The organism is Corynebacterium sp. LaCa_23 (assembly GCF_058182375.1).
Map to the genome: position 1 here is coordinate 2,021,025 of NZ_CP190825.1, position 15,271 is coordinate 2,036,295.

The window sequence follows — 15,271 nt, forward strand, 5'->3', positions numbered from 1 at the left end:
CAATTGTGTCAGGAGACTACGATGAACGTCATGTCACCCGATGCCGAAAACTTGCAACAATCCATCATAAAACAGCTGGATGTACGCCCCTTTATCGATCCAGAAGAGGAAATTGCCCGCCGCGTGGATTTCCTCGTGGAATACTTGGAAATGACCCATGCCAAAGGCTACGTGCTAGGCATTTCCGGCGGCCAGGATTCCACCTTGGCGGGAAAACTCACCCAGCTAGCAGTAGAGCGGGTAGAAGGCGCCGAATTCTGGGCCGTGCGCCTGCCCCACGGCACGCAGGCGGATGAGGATGATGCCCAAATCGCCCTCGATTTCATCCAGCCCGATCACCGGCTCACCGTTGATATTCAACCGGCCACCGCGGCGCTAAGCCACGAGGTCGCACGTGCGGTGGGCCAAGATTCCTTGAACGATTTCAACCGCGGCAATGCCAAGGCGCGCCTGCGCATGACCGCGCAATATGCCATCGCCGGCGAGGTGGGCGCGCTCGTTGTGGGCACGGATCATGCCGCCGAAAACGTCACCGCGTTCTATACCAAGTGGGGCGATGGCGCGGCAGACCTACTCCCCCTGGCCGGGCTGAATAAGCGCCAAGGCGCGGCTTTGCTCAAGCACCTGGGCGCGCCGGAGTCCACCTGGTCCAAGGTCCCTACCGCGGATTTGGAAGACGATAAGCCGCAGCTTCCCGATGAAGAGGCGCTCGGCGTCACCTACGCCCGCATCGATGACTACTTAGAGGGCAAGGCGGTTCCCGATGCCGCCCGCGAGCGCATCGAGACCCTGTGGCACCGCGGCATCCACAAGCGCCAAATGCCCCAGGGGCCAACCGCCTAAGCCAGCGCCTCCAGCGTGGCGAGCGCCGCGCGCTCCAGCGGCCGGTTATACGCCGAGCCGTGGGTCAGCGCGTGCACGGCCAGCGGGTGCAGTTGGTGCATGGGAATCCAGGTCTCAATATCCTGCGGCGCCCCATAGCCGCGGAAGATTTCCTCTATATAGGGCGCGCCGAATAGTGCCAGCATGCCCAAATCAGTGTGCGGGTGTCCGCCGTGGGCGGCGGGATCGATCATGATGCCACCCTGGGCATCGAAAAGCAGGTTGCCCGCCCACAGGTCACCGTGGATGCGCGCGGGCGCCACGTCCCAGCTGCGGGCGGCAATGGCATCGCAGGCCCGCTTGACCAGGTCCCGCTGCGCGGTGCTGATTCCGGCCGGCTCCGCAAAGGGCAGTACGCGCTGCTGGGTATAAAATTCACCCCAGTCATCGGTGGGCGTGCACTCCTGTTCAATGGTGCCGATGAAGTTTTTGCCTTCCCATCCCTCCGGCGCGCTGCCAAAAGCCTCAGCCCCGGCGCGGTGCATGCGCGCGAGCTCCGCACCAAACTTCCGCGCGGCCTCTGGGGTGGGCGCTACCTCGTCAATGCGCTTGGTTACGATTTCCTTCCCGTCCGCGCGCACGACGGTGACTACCGCATCCGTGGCTTCCGCCAGCCACCGCAATCCGGCGGCTTCGGCGCCTGCTTGATCTTCATTGCCTACTCGCTTCGAGAAAGTCTGCATACCCGCCAGCATAACGATATTCGCTGCTCCATTTTTGCTTGTCCCAGAAAACCTTTAGGATCATCGTGGCCTTAATCATCCCCTATCAGTGTGGCTTCCGTCCCTGCGGAAGCCTTGAGGTACACCATGAAAAACTTCAGTAAACTTGCCGCGATTGCCGCTTGCACTGCCGCACTCGTGGGAGGCAGCACCGTCGCTACCGCGGCCGTGCCTGGCAATACGGTCCTGACTGGCGATAGCGTCGTCGCCAACCCTAATTTCCTTGATTACGCGCAAAACCGCGCCGGTATAAAAGCAAACACCAAGGTCGGTTGCATTACCGATAACTCCATCGCCAACGAAATGACGCGGGTATCCGGTGCGCATGTGGATCAATACCAGTGCGCCGGCGCATCCTTCGGCACCGGCGGCCAGCACATCGATGACACCCTGCGCACGGCCGCCCGCAACGGCGATCTGAATCCCGAGACCCGCAATGTGGTCATCCATGCCGGCGCCAATGACACTTACCCGCACAAGGACAATATCGCGGCTTCCGAGCACTTCCTGCGCACCGGCATGCGCAGCGCCATCGATGTCGCCCACCACTTTGCGCCGAATGCCAAGGTAACCATCGTGGGATACCCGCGGGTCTCCAATAACAACTCCGCGTGCCTGACCTCTGCCACCATCCCGATTCCGGCTAGCAGGGTTGCTTCTACCGAAGAGCGCCTGCAAAACACCCTGCGCGAGGTAGCCGAGCAGAACGGCGCTTCCTTCTTGGACGCTCACCCGATTTCCACGGGCCACGATAACTGCTCTCCTGACCGCTGGTGGGTCAACCTAGTAGACCCGCTGCCACCGGCGCCAGGTAACCTGCCGCTGCACCTCAACGCCAACGGCACCCACGCGTTGGGCGTGCTCATCGGCCACTCGCTGAAGTAAGAAAATGAGTCTCGAGAAGCTATCTAGCCTCTCGAGACTCTTAATTTGTGGAGCTAACGGGATTCGAACCCGTGACCCCCACACTGCCAGTGTGGTGCGCTACCAGCTGCGCCATAGCCCCATATACGAGGTGCAACCCTGTGGGCCGCAACTCGTATAAATATACATGGCAAGTATTTGACTCACCAAATCGCCTGCTACTTGGTGGCGATGTCTACCCAGTCATTCAAGGACTGGCCGGATTCACGGTCCGGAATATCCTTGCCATCCTGGACAATGCGCGGCGAGGAAACCGAGCCGGTTGCCTTATTCAGCTTATCGTAGTTGGCCTTGGCCACCTTATTGCCCTGCTTGATATCCACGTTCTTGATGGAATCAACCACGTCATCCTCGGCGCCGAGTTCCTTGGCTTGGTCAGCGATGTCCTCGATATCCCACTTAGTGGCGATGCTCTGCTGGTTCTTCATCATGTAGTCGCGCAAATTCCAGTAGGTCTTCACGTCGCCAGACTTAGCCAGCTCCGACATGGCTGCGACGGCCTTGGTGGAGTAACCGTCCTCGTTTTCGACATCCTCGCCGTCTAGGAAGTTCAGCGTGCGCACGTGGACAATCAGCTTGCCGTCCTCAATCGCCTGCTTCATGTCCTCATCGGTGTTTTCCGCCAGATCCGCGCAGTGGGGGCAGGAGAAGTCTTCGTACAGGTCTACCTCTGGAGTATCGTCATCGGCCGCATCGGACTTCAGGGTAATCGCGTTGTCCTTATAGTCCATGGACATGTTGACGTCTTGCACCTCGATTTCATTGGCCTGCTTACCATTCCACACGATGTAGCCAATGACCACAGCGATAATGACGAGGAGGACGCCGACGCCCCAGATGAAACCATTGCCAGACTTGGCATTCGGGTCACTTACTTTGCTCATTTAAACCTTGCCTGTTGATACTTTCGGACTCTTGCAACCTACTGTGCCCACCGCTACGGGTGGAGCGCAAATTTCGTGAACGGACGTTTGATGGTCCATGCGGTAAGGGCGAGGAAGGCGGCATCGCGAAGCAGCGTCAGCCCATAGTTCATGCCCGGCTCCGCAGAAGCGTCACCAGCACCAAAGCACCCGCAATCGATATCCAGCCCACGCAGCCATGCCTGCAGGATGCCGACCATGAAAAGCACCATGACCACGGCCGCTACCTTGGAAGACTCGCGAAGGAAAATCCCCAGCAAGAGCAGCATTCCGCCCACTAGCTCCAGCGGGCCAATGAGCTGGGCCAGATACCCAGACCATTCCGGCGTGAAGATCTCGTAGGCCTTGATGGATTGCAGGGTATCCAGCGGGTGCGCCATCTTCTCTATGCCAGCGATGATCCACACCGCCGCCATGCCAAAGCGGGCAATGAAGCTCACCACATCAAACGCAATATTCACGCCGATTAGTTTAGCGTTTAACCTCTCCTTTTCGGATACAAACCCCTGTGCTTTTCCTGAGACTTAGCCCACTATGATGTAGCCCATGCCGCACTCCCTCATCATCGGTTCCGGTGCCGCGCTCGGTGCCGGCGCCCGCTATCTCTTAACCATCGCTCTCGGCGACGGAATGCTCCCGCTCCTCATCCTTAATATCGTCGGCAGCGCGCTGATGGGATATACCCGCCCAGGGCCCTTCTGGGGCACCGGATTCTTGGGCGGTTTTACCAGTTTCGCCGGTTTTGCTTTCTTCACCGCGGACTCCCACTGGAGCATCGCCCTGGCCTATGTCGCGGCCACGCTCGTGGGCTGCACCGCCGCCTACCTCGCTGGGGATAAGCTGCGATGAACCTGCTCTTCGTCCTTATCGGCGGCTTTTTCGGCGGCGCGGCGCGCTACGGCTTTACCCGCCTGCTGCCCTCGCCGTATTGCACCTTCGCATCCAATATCCTGGGTTCCTTGGTCTTCGGCCTGGCGGTGGGCTTTGCGCAGCTTGCCGATGCCCCCTTCGCCCATCCCCTCTTCGCCCTCGGCCTCGCCGGTGGCCTATCAACCTGGTCCACCATGGCGAAAGAGCTAGGGGAAATGGTCAAGCAGCGGCACTGGTGGCCGCTGTGTAAGTACCTGTTTTGGACCATCGGGATCGGCGTGGTCCTAGCCTGGCGCGGGGTGATGTGGGCCGAACTTATCTATCACGGAATCTAAGTACACAATTCCCAGCTCGCTCCTAGCTACAGTGACCCCTACGATTTCTCTGCGTGCACTTCTTCCTGTACTTGGATCCGGCGGCAAAGAAGTTCCAGTCCGAAGCGCACCCATGGTTCCTGTGCTACGACGACGAGCTGAAACTTCCTAATATCAGTCAAGGTCTGGATGGCCAAGCATTAATCCGCAATCGCCTCCAGCGGCGGCGTCTTTGCCGCGCGTTGCGATGGCCATACCGCTGCGATGACGCCCACAACCGCGGATCCCAGCAGCATGATCACCAGCATGCCCCACGGAACCTCGGCACCGCCAAGGCCTTGGTCATTCAGGATCTCGATGAAGGACCAGCCCAAGCCGAGGCCGATGAGGATGCCCATGATTGCACCAAAGAGCGAAATCTGCACCGACTCCAGCGTGATCATCCTGCGGATTTGGCGGCGCTGCGTACCCACCGCACGCAACATGCCAATCTCCTGGCGGCGCTCGATAACACCCAAGGTCAAGGTGTTGACAATGCCCAGCACCGCAATGATCACGGCGAGTGCGAGAAGACCGTAGAGGATAGCCAGCATCCGGTCGATGGCGCCAGCGGCCTGCCCCGCGTATTCCTTACCGGTATTGACCTGCACCACCACGAGATCCTTGACGGCATCCTCGAGGTTCTGGCGTAGCTCTTCCTTGTCATAGCCTTCTTGGCCTAAGACACCCACCATCTGCACGGAGAATTCTCCGTCAGCGGCGACTTCTTCTGCCACGTCCTGCGAAACCACCATATTTTGAATGGTCTCGATGGGCTCAAAGGTGCCGACCAGTTTGGCTTCCGCAGTCTTGCCCGGCTTGCTGCCGGTGACCTCGTAGGTCTCTCCTACCTTCCAGCCATTTTCTTTGGCGAAGTCTTCCGTGGCGGCAAAGCCGCCTTCAATATTGGCATCGCCTTCCACCATGTTCATCGCCAGCATCGAGGTGGGGTCAGCATCCACCGTCACGGTGAACAACCCGCCGGCGCCAAAGTCCAAGGAGGCCTGACCGTCCACGGCAACCGGGGCCGAGCCAACGGTAATGACCTTATCCACACCGTCTGCCTCTGCGGCACGCTCACCGGTTTCCTTCGGCGTCGGGAAGTTTCCGGAGCTCGGGCCGGACAAAATATAGTCCGACGTAATAGTTTGGTCCACCGTATCCGAGATGGAGGCCTTCATCGTCTGGCCCAGCATGCCGATGCTCGTGACCAATGCCACGCCCAAGGTCAGGGCAAAGGCCGTGGCGGCAGTGCGGCGCGGGTTACGCCGCGAGTTGGTAGCAGCCAGCTTGCCGATGGACCCGAAAGGCGCTCCAATAGCCTTGCCCAGCGTTGGTACTAGCGGCAAAGAGAGCGCCGGTCCTGCCAAGAAGAAACCGATAATCACCCCGACGGCGCCGAGGCCGACGAGGATGGCGCGGACGTTCGTTTCGGCATCGCTAAGCACGCCCGCAAACGCCGCAATAATGCCGCCGATCATGAGGATCGCACCGAAAATCGTCCGGACCTTCAGCGAAGAACCGGAGGCCGACTCCGTCGTGCGCATCGCTTCAACCGGCTCCACGGCGCCCGCGCGCCGCGCCGGAGCCCATGCGGAGACCACAGTGACAATCGTGCCCAAAATGATCGGAACTACCACGGCGGAAACGCTCAGGCCCAGGCCACCGCCAATGTCCATACCGTTGGCGCCCATAACCGCCTTGATCACGGCGACCAATCCCACGCCGGCAACGACACCGACGATGGATCCCAGAACGCCCACGATGACGGATTCCACCACAACAGAATTGGTGATCTGGCGGCGCGACGCGCCCAAAGCACGCAAGAGCGCGAACTCCTTGATGCGCTGGGCCACGATCATGGAGAACGTATTGGCAATAATAAACGTGCCCACCAACAAGGCGATCAGACCAAAGGCAACGAGGAAGTAGTTCACGAACTTCAATGCCTCGGTCATTGCCTCACTGGTCTGCTCTGCAAGGCGCTCACCTGACTCGGCTTTGATGTCGAATTTGTCATTCAGGTCATCGACAAGCGCATTCGCATCCACACCATCGGCGGCAGAGACCTTCAGCTGGGAGGGATCACCAAAGCGTTCTAGGTAATCCGACTCGTCCATGCGCAGTTCGATGCTATCGCCCTGCTCCACCGGCGGCTCCACGATGCCCGTAACCTTAACCTCATCCTGGCTATCCGGATGAACTACCAGAAGCTTTTGACCAACGGAGATATCGTATTTTTCCGCAGCGGACGAATTGATCGTTACCTCATCTTTGGCCTTTGGCTCATCGCCTTCCGTGAGTTCGCTCGCGCCACCGACGGTTTTATCCGCGGAATAGTACGGCACGAGGCTCGCAGTACCGCTTTGGGTTTGGAAGGCCTCCGAGTTTTCATCGGCAACAACCACAGTCTGCGAGTCAGCGACGTTGATGTTTTTAACGTCGTCATCATCAAGCAGCTGCTTGCGCAGCCCTTCATCCAGCTTCTGGTCGCTGTCATCGTTCTCACTGACCACCGCGTCTACCCCGCGGAATTGGTTATCCACCGCAGAATCAAAAGTGGCCTTCAATGAGTTAGTGAACATGAAAGAGCCAGCAATAAAGGCGGTGCTCAAAACCACCGCCAGAATTGTCAGGCCAAGGCGCAATTTATGCGCCAAAACATTGCGCACGGATACCCTGCGCATTGCGTTTCCGCGTGCCATTTAACCCTCAATCTCTGCCATTACATTGTGAATGGCCTCCATCGTTGGATCCTGCAGTTCATTAACGAGCTTGCCATCAGCAAGGAAAACAACACGATCGGCGTACGACGCCGCCTTAGCATCGTGCGTCACAATGACCACAGTCTGGTTATCCTGGTCCACCGCAGTGCGCAGAATATCCAATACCTCGGCCGAAGAATTGGAGTCCAAGTTACCCGTAGGCTCATCGCCAAAAATGATCTCCGGTCGCGACACTAAGGCGCGAGCACAGGCCACACGCTGCTGCTGACCACCAGACAATTCCGCCGGACGGTGCTCCAAGCGCTCCGCCAGCCCCAGGCGACGCGTGACTTCCTCAAACCATTGCTTATCGACGTCCTTGCCCGCGATATCGGTCGGCAGCGTGATGTTTTCTGCAGCCGTCAAGGTGGGAACCAAGTTGAAGGACTGGAAGATAAATCCCAGGCGGTCTCGGCGCAGCGCCGTAATTTCCTTGTCATTGAGGTGGGACATATCGGTATCTCCGATAAACGCCGAACCAGAGGTGGCAGAGTCCAACCCTGCCATCGTGTGCATCAACGTGGACTTGCCCGAACCCGAAGGGCCCATAATGGCCGTGAATTGGTTCTTTCCAAACTCGATGGAAACGTGATCAAGGGCGATAACGGCCGTGTCATCGCTTCCGTATTGCTTAAACAAGTCAACGGCGCGTGCCGCGGCATCAGTCATAAAGCGTGTTCTCCTTGTAAATGGGAAATTACCTTTCTACATAGTAACCCGCCTGTCCGCAGTGCCCCATCATCCCATGGGCTGATTTGGGCGCACTGGTGTGGTGGTGTTGGGTTGGTGGGGTTTTATTTTTGTTTGTTGTGTTTGTTTCTTTTGTGGTTGAGGAATTGTTTCCAGGTGTAGTGCCAGTGTGTGTTTGTGGTGGCTAGTGGCCCGGTGGGGTGGTCTATGTGGTAGGTGCCGTCTTGGTGTAGCCAGGCGATGGTGCCGGTGACCGGGTCCATGATGTAGTGGACGCGTTTGTCGGTTTTGATGTTGTGGTGGTGTTGGCACAGGGTGACGAGGTTGTCGGGGCTGGTGGGTCCGCCGTCGTTGTATTCGATGCGGTGGTCGAGTTGGCATTTGTGTGCTGGGATGGTGCATCCGGGCCAGCGGCAGGTGAGGTCTCTTCCTTGTGTGTAGGCGCGGATGTGGCTGGTGGGCTGGTAGCTTTCGGTTTCTTTTGGTTTTAAGTGTCGGGTGAAGGTGTCGATGTTTTCTAGGTTTTTAATGTGGGACCAGCCGTAGCCTGGGAAGTAGACCTTTGTATCTGCACTCCCGGCGGCTCCGGAGCCGTCATTGTGGTCGGGGTTAGTGGCGGCTGCGGTGGTGAAGGTATTGATCGCAACTTTGGTATTGGTGTTATCCAGGATGAGTTGGATAAGCGCCTCACCGGCACCGCACTGATTATTGTCTGCTTGGGAATCGATGTGGCGGGCGATAATAGCGGCCGTAGCTTTATCACACGTTAGGCTCATGGTGGCGCGGTTGTTATGCACTGACACGTTCAGGGTGGGCTCGACCTCGTCTGTGTCATCGTCTGTGAGATTGTGGGTGTCGATGAAGTCGCGGATAAACCGGCGGATATCCGCCACCGTGGGTACATGCTGGCACGGTGCTGTCGGGGTGAGAAAATCTGCTAGGGCAGCATCGACCAGGCCTATGTGGTCGCGGTTGTCGCCTATACGTTCTATTTCCCTATCGATAACCCTCAGGCGTGGTGTATCCAGGATCCACTGCTCCATGTTGGTCGCTGTAACGAGGGGTAGTTCTTGCATGCGGAAATGTGCCCTGATAATCCCCGACAGGGTGCTGTAGGTTAGGCCTAAATCTTTAGCCAGGCTCGTCAGTGTCAGATCGACGTCGTCGTCGAGGTCTGGAAGGAGTGATTGGTAGAAAAACCAGGAGTCCTTCCGGGCGTGTGCTCCAGCTGCAGCAATAGGGTTGCCGGGTGTGTTGGTGGCGTAAAAGACTACCGGTACCTCCCCCACAGCCTCACCATCAGAGTCGTAATCAGGATCAGTGTTGGTGTCGTAGTCCAGTGGCTCGCCGGCTTTACGGGTATTCCCCAGCGTGGTGTCGCCTACTGGCTCGTGGTCTGTCGTGGTAGGTGGTGGTGTGTTAATTGTCATCGTAACCGTGTCCCCCGGGGTGTACTACACCCTCAAAAGTGTCGAATGTCTTTTCGCCTAACACGGATTTACCCTATCCACCACACCTGACAGTAGGGGGTAAAACCACGACACCTACCACGCATTCCCCCAGCTCGACAGAGAACAACCCACAAATACCAACGGGGGTAAAACACCAAGTAGTCCCCGAAACACCAACCACCCACAATTATTCGGGGTGGTGGCCTTTCGGGGACTACCAGAATCACTATTTTGTTGTTTTGTTGTTTGGTGTCGGCGGTGACTTACTCTCCCACAACCTCCCGGTTGCAGTACCATCAGCGCGTACAGGCTTAGCTTCCGGGTTCGGAATGGGACCGGGCGTTTCCCTGCAGCTATGAACCACCGACAAACCTATCAGAACACTACCCACTGTGTGTGGTGTTGTGTCAGATACTGCATAGTGGACGCGACACACACGATAATGTGTATTTTTGTTTGTTTACTCGCTTCACAAGTCCACCCAACAATCATCCCCACACGTGGTGTTCGGGGGTTGTTGTGGTGTGTTTGTTTTGGTCAATTAGTACCAGTAGCCTTCACACCTTACAGTGCTTCCAAGTCTGGCCTATCTACCCCATAGTCTTTAGGGGACCTCAAAAGAAACCTCATCTTAAAACAGGCTTCCCGCTTAGATGCTTTCAGCGGTTATCCCTTCCGTACGTAGCCAACCAGCGATACCCCTGGCGGGATAACTGGCACACTAGAGGTACGTCCGTCCCGGTCCTCTCGTACTAGGGACAGCCTTCTTCAAGTTTCAACGCGCGCGGCGGATAGAGACCGAACTGTCTCACGACGTTCTGAACCCAGCTCGCGTGCCGCTTTAATGGGCGAACAGCCCAACCCTTGGGACCTACTCCAGCCCCAGGATGCGACGAGCCGACATCGAGGTGCCAAACCATCCCGTCGATATGGACTCTTGGGGAAGATCAGCCTGTTATCCCCGGGGTACCTTTTATCCGTTGAGCGACACCACATCCACAAGTAGGTGCCGGATCACTAGTCCCGACTTTCGTCCCTGCTCGACATGTCTGTCTCACAGTCAAGCTCCCTTGTGCACTTACACTCACCACCTGATTGCCAACCAGGCTGAGGGAACCTTTGGGCGCCTCCGTTACATTTTGGGAGGCAACCGCCCCAGTTAAACTACCCACCAGGCACTGTCCCCAACCCAGATCATGGGCCAAGGTTAGATGCTCAATCCGATCAGAGTGGTATTTCAACAACGACTCCACCACCACTAGCGTGACGGTTTCACAGTCTCCCACCTATCCTACACAAACCGAACCAAACACCAATACCAAGCTATAGTGAAGGTCCCGGGGTCTTTTCGTCCTGCCGCGCGTAACGAGCATCTTTACTCGTAATGCAATTTCACCGGGCCTGTGGTCGAGACAGCAGAGAAGTCGTTACGCCATTCGTGCAGGTCGGAACTTACCCGACAAGGAATTTCGCTACCTTAGGATGGTTATAGTTACCACCGCCGTTTACTGGGGCTTAAATTCTCAGCTTCGCTAACAAACGTTAACTAACCGGTCCTCTTAACCTTCCAGCACCGGGCAGGCGTCAGTCCATATACATCAACTTAACGTCTTCGCATGGACCTGTGTTTTTGATAAACAGTCGCTTCCCTCTATTCTCTGCGACCCCACAACACTCCAACCGCAAGGGTCTTCACGTCACAGGGCCCCCCTTCTCCCGAAGTTACGGGGGCATTTTGCCGAATTCCTTAACCACAGTTCACCCGAACGCCTTAGTATCTTCAACCTGACCACCTGTGTCGGTTTAGGGTACGGGCCATACACACACTCGCTAGAGGCTTTTCTCGACAGTACAGGATCACCACCATCAACCCTTTTGGGTCTACGCATCACGCCTCAACCACAAAGTGTGGCGGATTTACCTACCACACGGCCTACACGCTTACACCACCAATCCACTAAGTGGCGCGGCTACCTCACTGCGTCACCCCATCACTTGAACCACACATCAGGCCCCACGACATCAACACCACCAACACTCAAAAAAGTGAAAAGGTAGCGTATCCGCAGTGGTTAGTATCCGTGCTTTATCATGGGCGCACATGTACGGGTACCAGAATATCAACTGGTTATCCATCGACTACGCCTGTCGGCCTCGCCTTAGGTCCCGACTCACCCTGGGAAGACGAACTTGACCCAGGAACCCTTAGTCATCCGGCGGTAAGGATTCTCACCTTACAATTCGTTACTCATGCCTGCATTCTCACTCGCACACAGTCCACGCCTCCTCACGGTAACGCTTCCACCCATGCACGACGCTCCCCTACCCAAACAACAAAAAATTGTTGCTTGCCGCGGCTTCGGCGGTGTACTTGAGCCCCACTACATTGTCGGCGCAGAACCACTCGACCAGTGAGCTATTACGCACTCTTTCAAGGATGGCTGCTTCTAAGCCAACCTCCTGGCTGTCTTCGCGATCCCACATCCTTTTCCACTTAGTACACCCTTAGGGGCCTTAACCGGCGATCTGGGCTGTTTCCCTCTCGACTATGAAGCTTATCCCCCACAGTCTCACTGCCGCACAACACAATTGATGGCATTCGGAGTTTGGCTGACATTGCTAAGATTGTAGTCCCGCTCAACCAACCAGTCGCTCTACCTCCACCAAGCTAAATGCGACGCTGCACCTAAATGCATTTCGGGGAGAACCAGCTATCACGGAGTTTGATTGGCCTTTCACCCCTACCCACAGCTCATCCCCGCAGTTTTCAACCTACGTGGGTTCGCGCCTCCACAACCTCTTACAGCTGCTTCACACTGGCCATGGGTAGATCACCCCGCTTCGGGTCCAGGACATGCCACTTATCACCCCATTAGGATTCGGTTTCCCTACGGCTACCCCACACGGGTTAACCTCGCGACATGCCGCTGACTCGCAGGCTCATTCTTCAAAAGGCACGCCATCACACAATAAAAAGCGCTCTGACGGATTGTAAGCACATGGTTTCAGGAACTATTTCACTCCCCTCCCGGGGTACTTTTCACCATTCCCTCACGGTACTATCCACTATCGGTCACACTGAGTATTTAGGCTTACCGGGTGGTCCCGGCAGATTCACAACAGATTCCACGAGCCCGTTGCTACTCGGGAACCCAACAACCCCCACATCATCATCTTCAGCTACAGGACTCTCACCTACTCCGGTAGGCCATTCCAAACCACTTCACCTAACAACAATGCAAAAAGGGCGTGCCACTGGTAGATGACACAAAATCAGGCCCCACAACACCGCACACACAACCCCTACCAGGTATCACATGCACACGGTTTAGCCTCATCCACGTTCGTTCGCCACTACTAGCAGAATCATTATTATTTTCTCCTCCTACGGGTACTGAGATGTTTCACTTCCCCGCGTAACCCCCACAACAGCTATGAATTCACTGAAGGGTAACCCCACATAACCAGGGCCAGGTTTCCCCATTCGGACATCCTCGGATCAACGCTTTATTGACAACTCCCCGAGGCTTAACGCAGCCTTACACGTCCTTCATCGGCTCAGCATGCCAAGGCATCCACCATGCGCCCTAAATAACGAACACACCAACCACCACACACAAACCACACAACACGAAGCCATGCAGCCAGCATGTGGCAGCAACAAGTGAACTTGACAAAATAAACAAAAAGAAAAATCACATCACACACACAACACCACCCACAAAAGCAGGCGGCATCATGTGAGATGCTCGCGTCCACTATACAGTTCTCACACAACACCCCAACCAGCAACAAACACCACCACAATGAATGGCATCCATCAACCAGTCAGGCACACAAAAAAGGGGGATAATGCCCCAGACACCCAACAATGCACCAACGACTTACCAATCAACTTTACTTCCTGTATGCATGGACACTTTTACGCATGTCACAAAGCACTGTCTCAACACTCGGTCCTGTCGATTAAGGTGTATGTCCTACCCGGAATTGCCATATTCGGTGGCAGCAGAACACTCGCCTACTCAACCACCAACCCACCATCAAACAACAGTGGACAACCCACAACTGTGGGTCATGGCTGCAACTGCAGCCAAAATAAAAGCTCCTTAGAAAGGAGGTGATCCACCCGCACCTTCCGGTACGGGTACCTTGTTACGACTTCGTCCCAATCGCCGATCCCACCTTCGACGGCTCCCTAACACGTTTAGGCCACCGGCTTCGGGTGTTACCAACTTTCATGACGTGACGGGCGGTGTGTACAAGGCCCGGGAACGTATTCACCGCAGCATTGCTGATCTGCGATTACTAGCGACTCCGACTTCATGGGGTCGAGTTGCAGACCCCAATCCGAACTAAGGCCGGCTTTCAGCGATTCGCTCCACCTCACAGTGTCGCAACGCGTTGTACCGACCATTGTAGCATGTGTGAAGCCCTGGACATAAGGGGCATGATGATTTGACGTCATCCCCACCTTCCTCCGAGTTAACCCCGGCAGTCTCTCATGAGTCCCCAACCAAATGCTGGCAACATAAGACAAGGGTTGCGCTCGTTGCGGGACTTAACCCAACATCTCACGACACGAGCTGACGACAACCATGCACCACCTGTACACCAACCACAAAGGGACGAACTATCTCTAGCCCAATCTGGTGTATGTCAAGCCCAGGTAAGGTTCTTCGCGTTGCATCGAATTAATCCACATGCTCCGCCGCTTGTGCGGGCCCCCGTCAATTCCTTTGAGTTTTAGCCTTGCGGCCGTACTCCCCAGGCGGGGCGCTTAATGCGTTAGCTACGGCACGAAAGTCGTAGAAAGACCCTCACACCTAGCGCCCACCGTTTACGGCATGGACTACCAGGGTATCTAATCCTGTTCGCTACCCATGCTTTCGCTCCTCAGCGTCAGTAACTGCCCAGTAACCTGCCTTCGCCATCGGTGTTCCTCCTGATATCTGCGCATTTCACCGCTACACCAGGAATTCCAGTTACCCCTACAGCACTCAAGTTATGCCCGTATCGCCTGCACGCCCGGAGTTAAGCCCCAGAATTTCACAGACGACGCGACAAACCACCTACGAGCCCTTTACGCCCAGTAATTCCGGACAACGCTCGCACCCTACGTATTACCGCGGCTGCTGGCACGTAGTTAGCCGGTGCTTCTTATCTAGGTACCGTCACAAAAAAGCTTCGTCCCTAGCGAAAGGAGTTTACAACCCGAAGGCCTTCATCCCCCACGCGGCGTCGCTGCATCAGGCTTGCGCCCATTGTGCAATATTCCCCACTGCTGCCTCCCGTAGGAGTCTGGGCCGTATCTCAGTCCCAATGTGGCCGTACACCCTCTCAGGCCGGCTACCCGTCGCCGCCTTGGTAGGCCATTACCCCACCAACAAGCTGATAGGCCGCGAGCTCATCCTACACCGAAAAAACTTTCCAACCACCACACTAAAGATGGTTCCTATCCGGTATTAGACCCAGTTTCCCAAGCTTATCCCGAAGTGCAGGGCAGATCACCCACGTGTTACTCACCCGTTCGCCACTCGAGTACCCTGCAAGCAGGGCCTTTCCGTTCGACTTGCATGTGTTAAGCACGCCGCCAGCGTTCGTCCTGAGCCAGGATCAAACTCTCCACAAAAAGAATTTCAGCAAAACACTGAAAAGGCCGTGAAAAGCCCAAACCTAACCAAAAGAACA

10 protein-coding genes, 1 tRNA gene and 3 rRNA genes are annotated in these 15,271 nt (G+C 56.3%); 4 read left to right on the forward strand and 10 right to left on the reverse strand.

Going from position 1 to position 15,271, the window contains the following annotated elements; genetic code table 11:
• The first annotated feature begins 21 nt into the window (after positions 1-21).
• Positions 22-843 (forward strand): NAD(+) synthase, encoded by an 822-nt coding sequence (gene nadE / locus ACP8IT_RS09670; protein WP_490289985.1) that lies wholly within the window; start codon positions 22-24, stop codon positions 841-843.
• Here the strand turns inward: nadE and ACP8IT_RS09675 are convergent.
• Positions 840-1,577 carry a fructosamine kinase family protein gene (locus tag ACP8IT_RS09675; protein ID WP_490289986.1) on the reverse strand — a complete coding sequence of 246 codons (738 nt, stop codon included), beginning with the start codon at positions 1,575-1,577 and terminating at the stop codon, positions 840-842. The genes nadE and ACP8IT_RS09675 overlap by 4 nt on opposite strands.
• A gap of 114 nt (positions 1,578-1,691) precedes the next feature.
• Here ACP8IT_RS09675 and ACP8IT_RS09680 point away from each other — a divergent pair, with 114 nt between their 5' ends.
• Positions 1,692-2,489: a GDSL-type esterase/lipase family protein gene (locus ACP8IT_RS09680; protein ID WP_490289987.1), complete on the forward strand. Its 798-nt coding sequence runs from the start codon at positions 1,692-1,694 to the stop codon at positions 2,487-2,489.
• A 48-nt stretch (positions 2,490-2,537) separates the two neighbouring features.
• Here the strand turns inward: ACP8IT_RS09680 and ACP8IT_RS09685 are convergent.
• The 3 genes from ACP8IT_RS09685 to ACP8IT_RS09695 form a co-directional block, all read right to left on the reverse strand.
• Positions 2,538-2,610, reverse strand: a tRNA-Ala gene (locus ACP8IT_RS09685).
• A 76-nt stretch (positions 2,611-2,686) separates the two neighbouring features.
• The gene (locus tag ACP8IT_RS09690) at positions 2,687-3,412 is read right to left on the reverse strand and encodes a DsbA family protein (protein ID WP_126319722.1); all 726 of its coding nucleotides are present in this window, start codon (positions 3,410-3,412) and stop codon (positions 2,687-2,689) included.
• A gap of 53 nt (positions 3,413-3,465) precedes the next feature.
• Positions 3,466-3,912 (reverse strand): MauE/DoxX family redox-associated membrane protein, encoded by a 447-nt coding sequence (locus tag ACP8IT_RS09695; RefSeq protein WP_284636882.1) that lies wholly within the window; start codon positions 3,910-3,912, stop codon positions 3,466-3,468.
• Positions 3,913-3,997: 85 nt separating this feature from the next.
• Here ACP8IT_RS09695 and ACP8IT_RS09700 point away from each other — a divergent pair, with 85 nt between their 5' ends.
• Positions 3,998-4,300 (forward strand): fluoride efflux transporter family protein, encoded by a 303-nt coding sequence (locus tag ACP8IT_RS09700; RefSeq protein ID WP_023029190.1) that lies wholly within the window; start codon positions 3,998-4,000, stop codon positions 4,298-4,300.
• The gene (locus ACP8IT_RS09705) at positions 4,297-4,656 is read left to right on the forward strand and encodes a FluC/FEX family fluoride channel (RefSeq protein WP_023029191.1); all 360 of its coding nucleotides are present in this window, start codon (positions 4,297-4,299) and stop codon (positions 4,654-4,656) included. Before ACP8IT_RS09700 ends, ACP8IT_RS09705 begins: the two co-directional genes overlap by 4 nt.
• Positions 4,657-4,835: 179 nt before the next feature.
• Here ACP8IT_RS09705 and ACP8IT_RS09710 read toward each other — a convergent pair whose 3' ends face one another.
• The 6 genes from ACP8IT_RS09710 to ACP8IT_RS09735 all read right to left on the reverse strand — a co-directional run bounded on the left by ACP8IT_RS09710 (position 4,836) and on the right by ACP8IT_RS09735 (position 15,212).
• On the reverse strand, positions 4,836-7,379 hold the full coding sequence (locus ACP8IT_RS09710; protein WP_490289988.1) for an ABC transporter permease: 2,544 nt from the start codon (positions 7,377-7,379) through the stop codon (positions 4,836-4,838).
• Entirely contained in the window at positions 7,380-8,108 is a 729-nt protein-coding gene (locus tag ACP8IT_RS09715; RefSeq protein WP_484483902.1) for an ABC transporter ATP-binding protein, read from the reverse strand.
• A 125-nt stretch (positions 8,109-8,233) separates the two neighbouring features.
• On the reverse strand, positions 8,234-9,559 hold the full coding sequence (locus tag ACP8IT_RS09720; RefSeq protein ID WP_490289989.1) for an HNH endonuclease signature motif containing protein: 1,326 nt from the start codon (positions 9,557-9,559) through the stop codon (positions 8,234-8,236).
• 271 nt (positions 9,560-9,830) lie between these two features.
• Positions 9,831-9,948 (reverse strand): 5S ribosomal RNA (gene rrf / locus ACP8IT_RS09725).
• A gap of 154 nt (positions 9,949-10,102) precedes the next feature.
• Positions 10,103-13,182: ribosomal RNA gene (locus tag ACP8IT_RS09730) — 23S ribosomal RNA — on the reverse strand.
• Positions 13,183-13,693: 511 nt separating this feature from the next.
• Positions 13,694-15,212, reverse strand: a 16S ribosomal RNA gene (locus tag ACP8IT_RS09735).
• Together the 16S, 23S and 5S rRNA genes form the textbook arrangement of a ribosomal RNA operon.
• Positions 15,213-15,271: the final 59 nt, after the last annotated feature.

Excerpts from the sequence above, each read along its gene's own strand:
- nadE (WP_490289985.1), top strand. The coding sequence starts at position 22 with ATGAACGTCATGTCACCCGATGCCGAAAACTTGCAACAATCCATCATA.
- ACP8IT_RS09690 (WP_126319722.1), bottom strand. The coding sequence starts at position 3,412 with ATGAGCAAAGTAAGTGACCCGAATGCCAAGTCTGGCAATGGTTTCATC.
- ACP8IT_RS09720 (WP_490289989.1), bottom strand. The coding sequence starts at position 9,559 with ATGACAATTAACACACCACCACCTACCACGACAGACCACGAGCCAGTA.
- ACP8IT_RS09675 (WP_490289986.1), bottom strand. The coding sequence starts at position 1,577 with ATGCTGGCGGGTATGCAGACTTTCTCGAAGCGAGTAGGCAATGAAGAT.
- ACP8IT_RS09710 (WP_490289988.1), bottom strand. The coding sequence starts at position 7,379 with ATGGCACGCGGAAACGCAATGCGCAGGGTATCCGTGCGCAATGTTTTG.
- ACP8IT_RS09700 (WP_023029190.1), top strand. The coding sequence starts at position 3,998 with ATGCCGCACTCCCTCATCATCGGTTCCGGTGCCGCGCTCGGTGCCGGC.
- ACP8IT_RS09705 (WP_023029191.1), top strand. The coding sequence starts at position 4,297 with ATGAACCTGCTCTTCGTCCTTATCGGCGGCTTTTTCGGCGGCGCGGCG.
- ACP8IT_RS09680 (WP_490289987.1), top strand. The coding sequence starts at position 1,692 with ATGAAAAACTTCAGTAAACTTGCCGCGATTGCCGCTTGCACTGCCGCA.
- ACP8IT_RS09715 (WP_484483902.1), bottom strand. The coding sequence starts at position 8,108 with ATGACTGATGCCGCGGCACGCGCCGTTGACTTGTTTAAGCAATACGGA.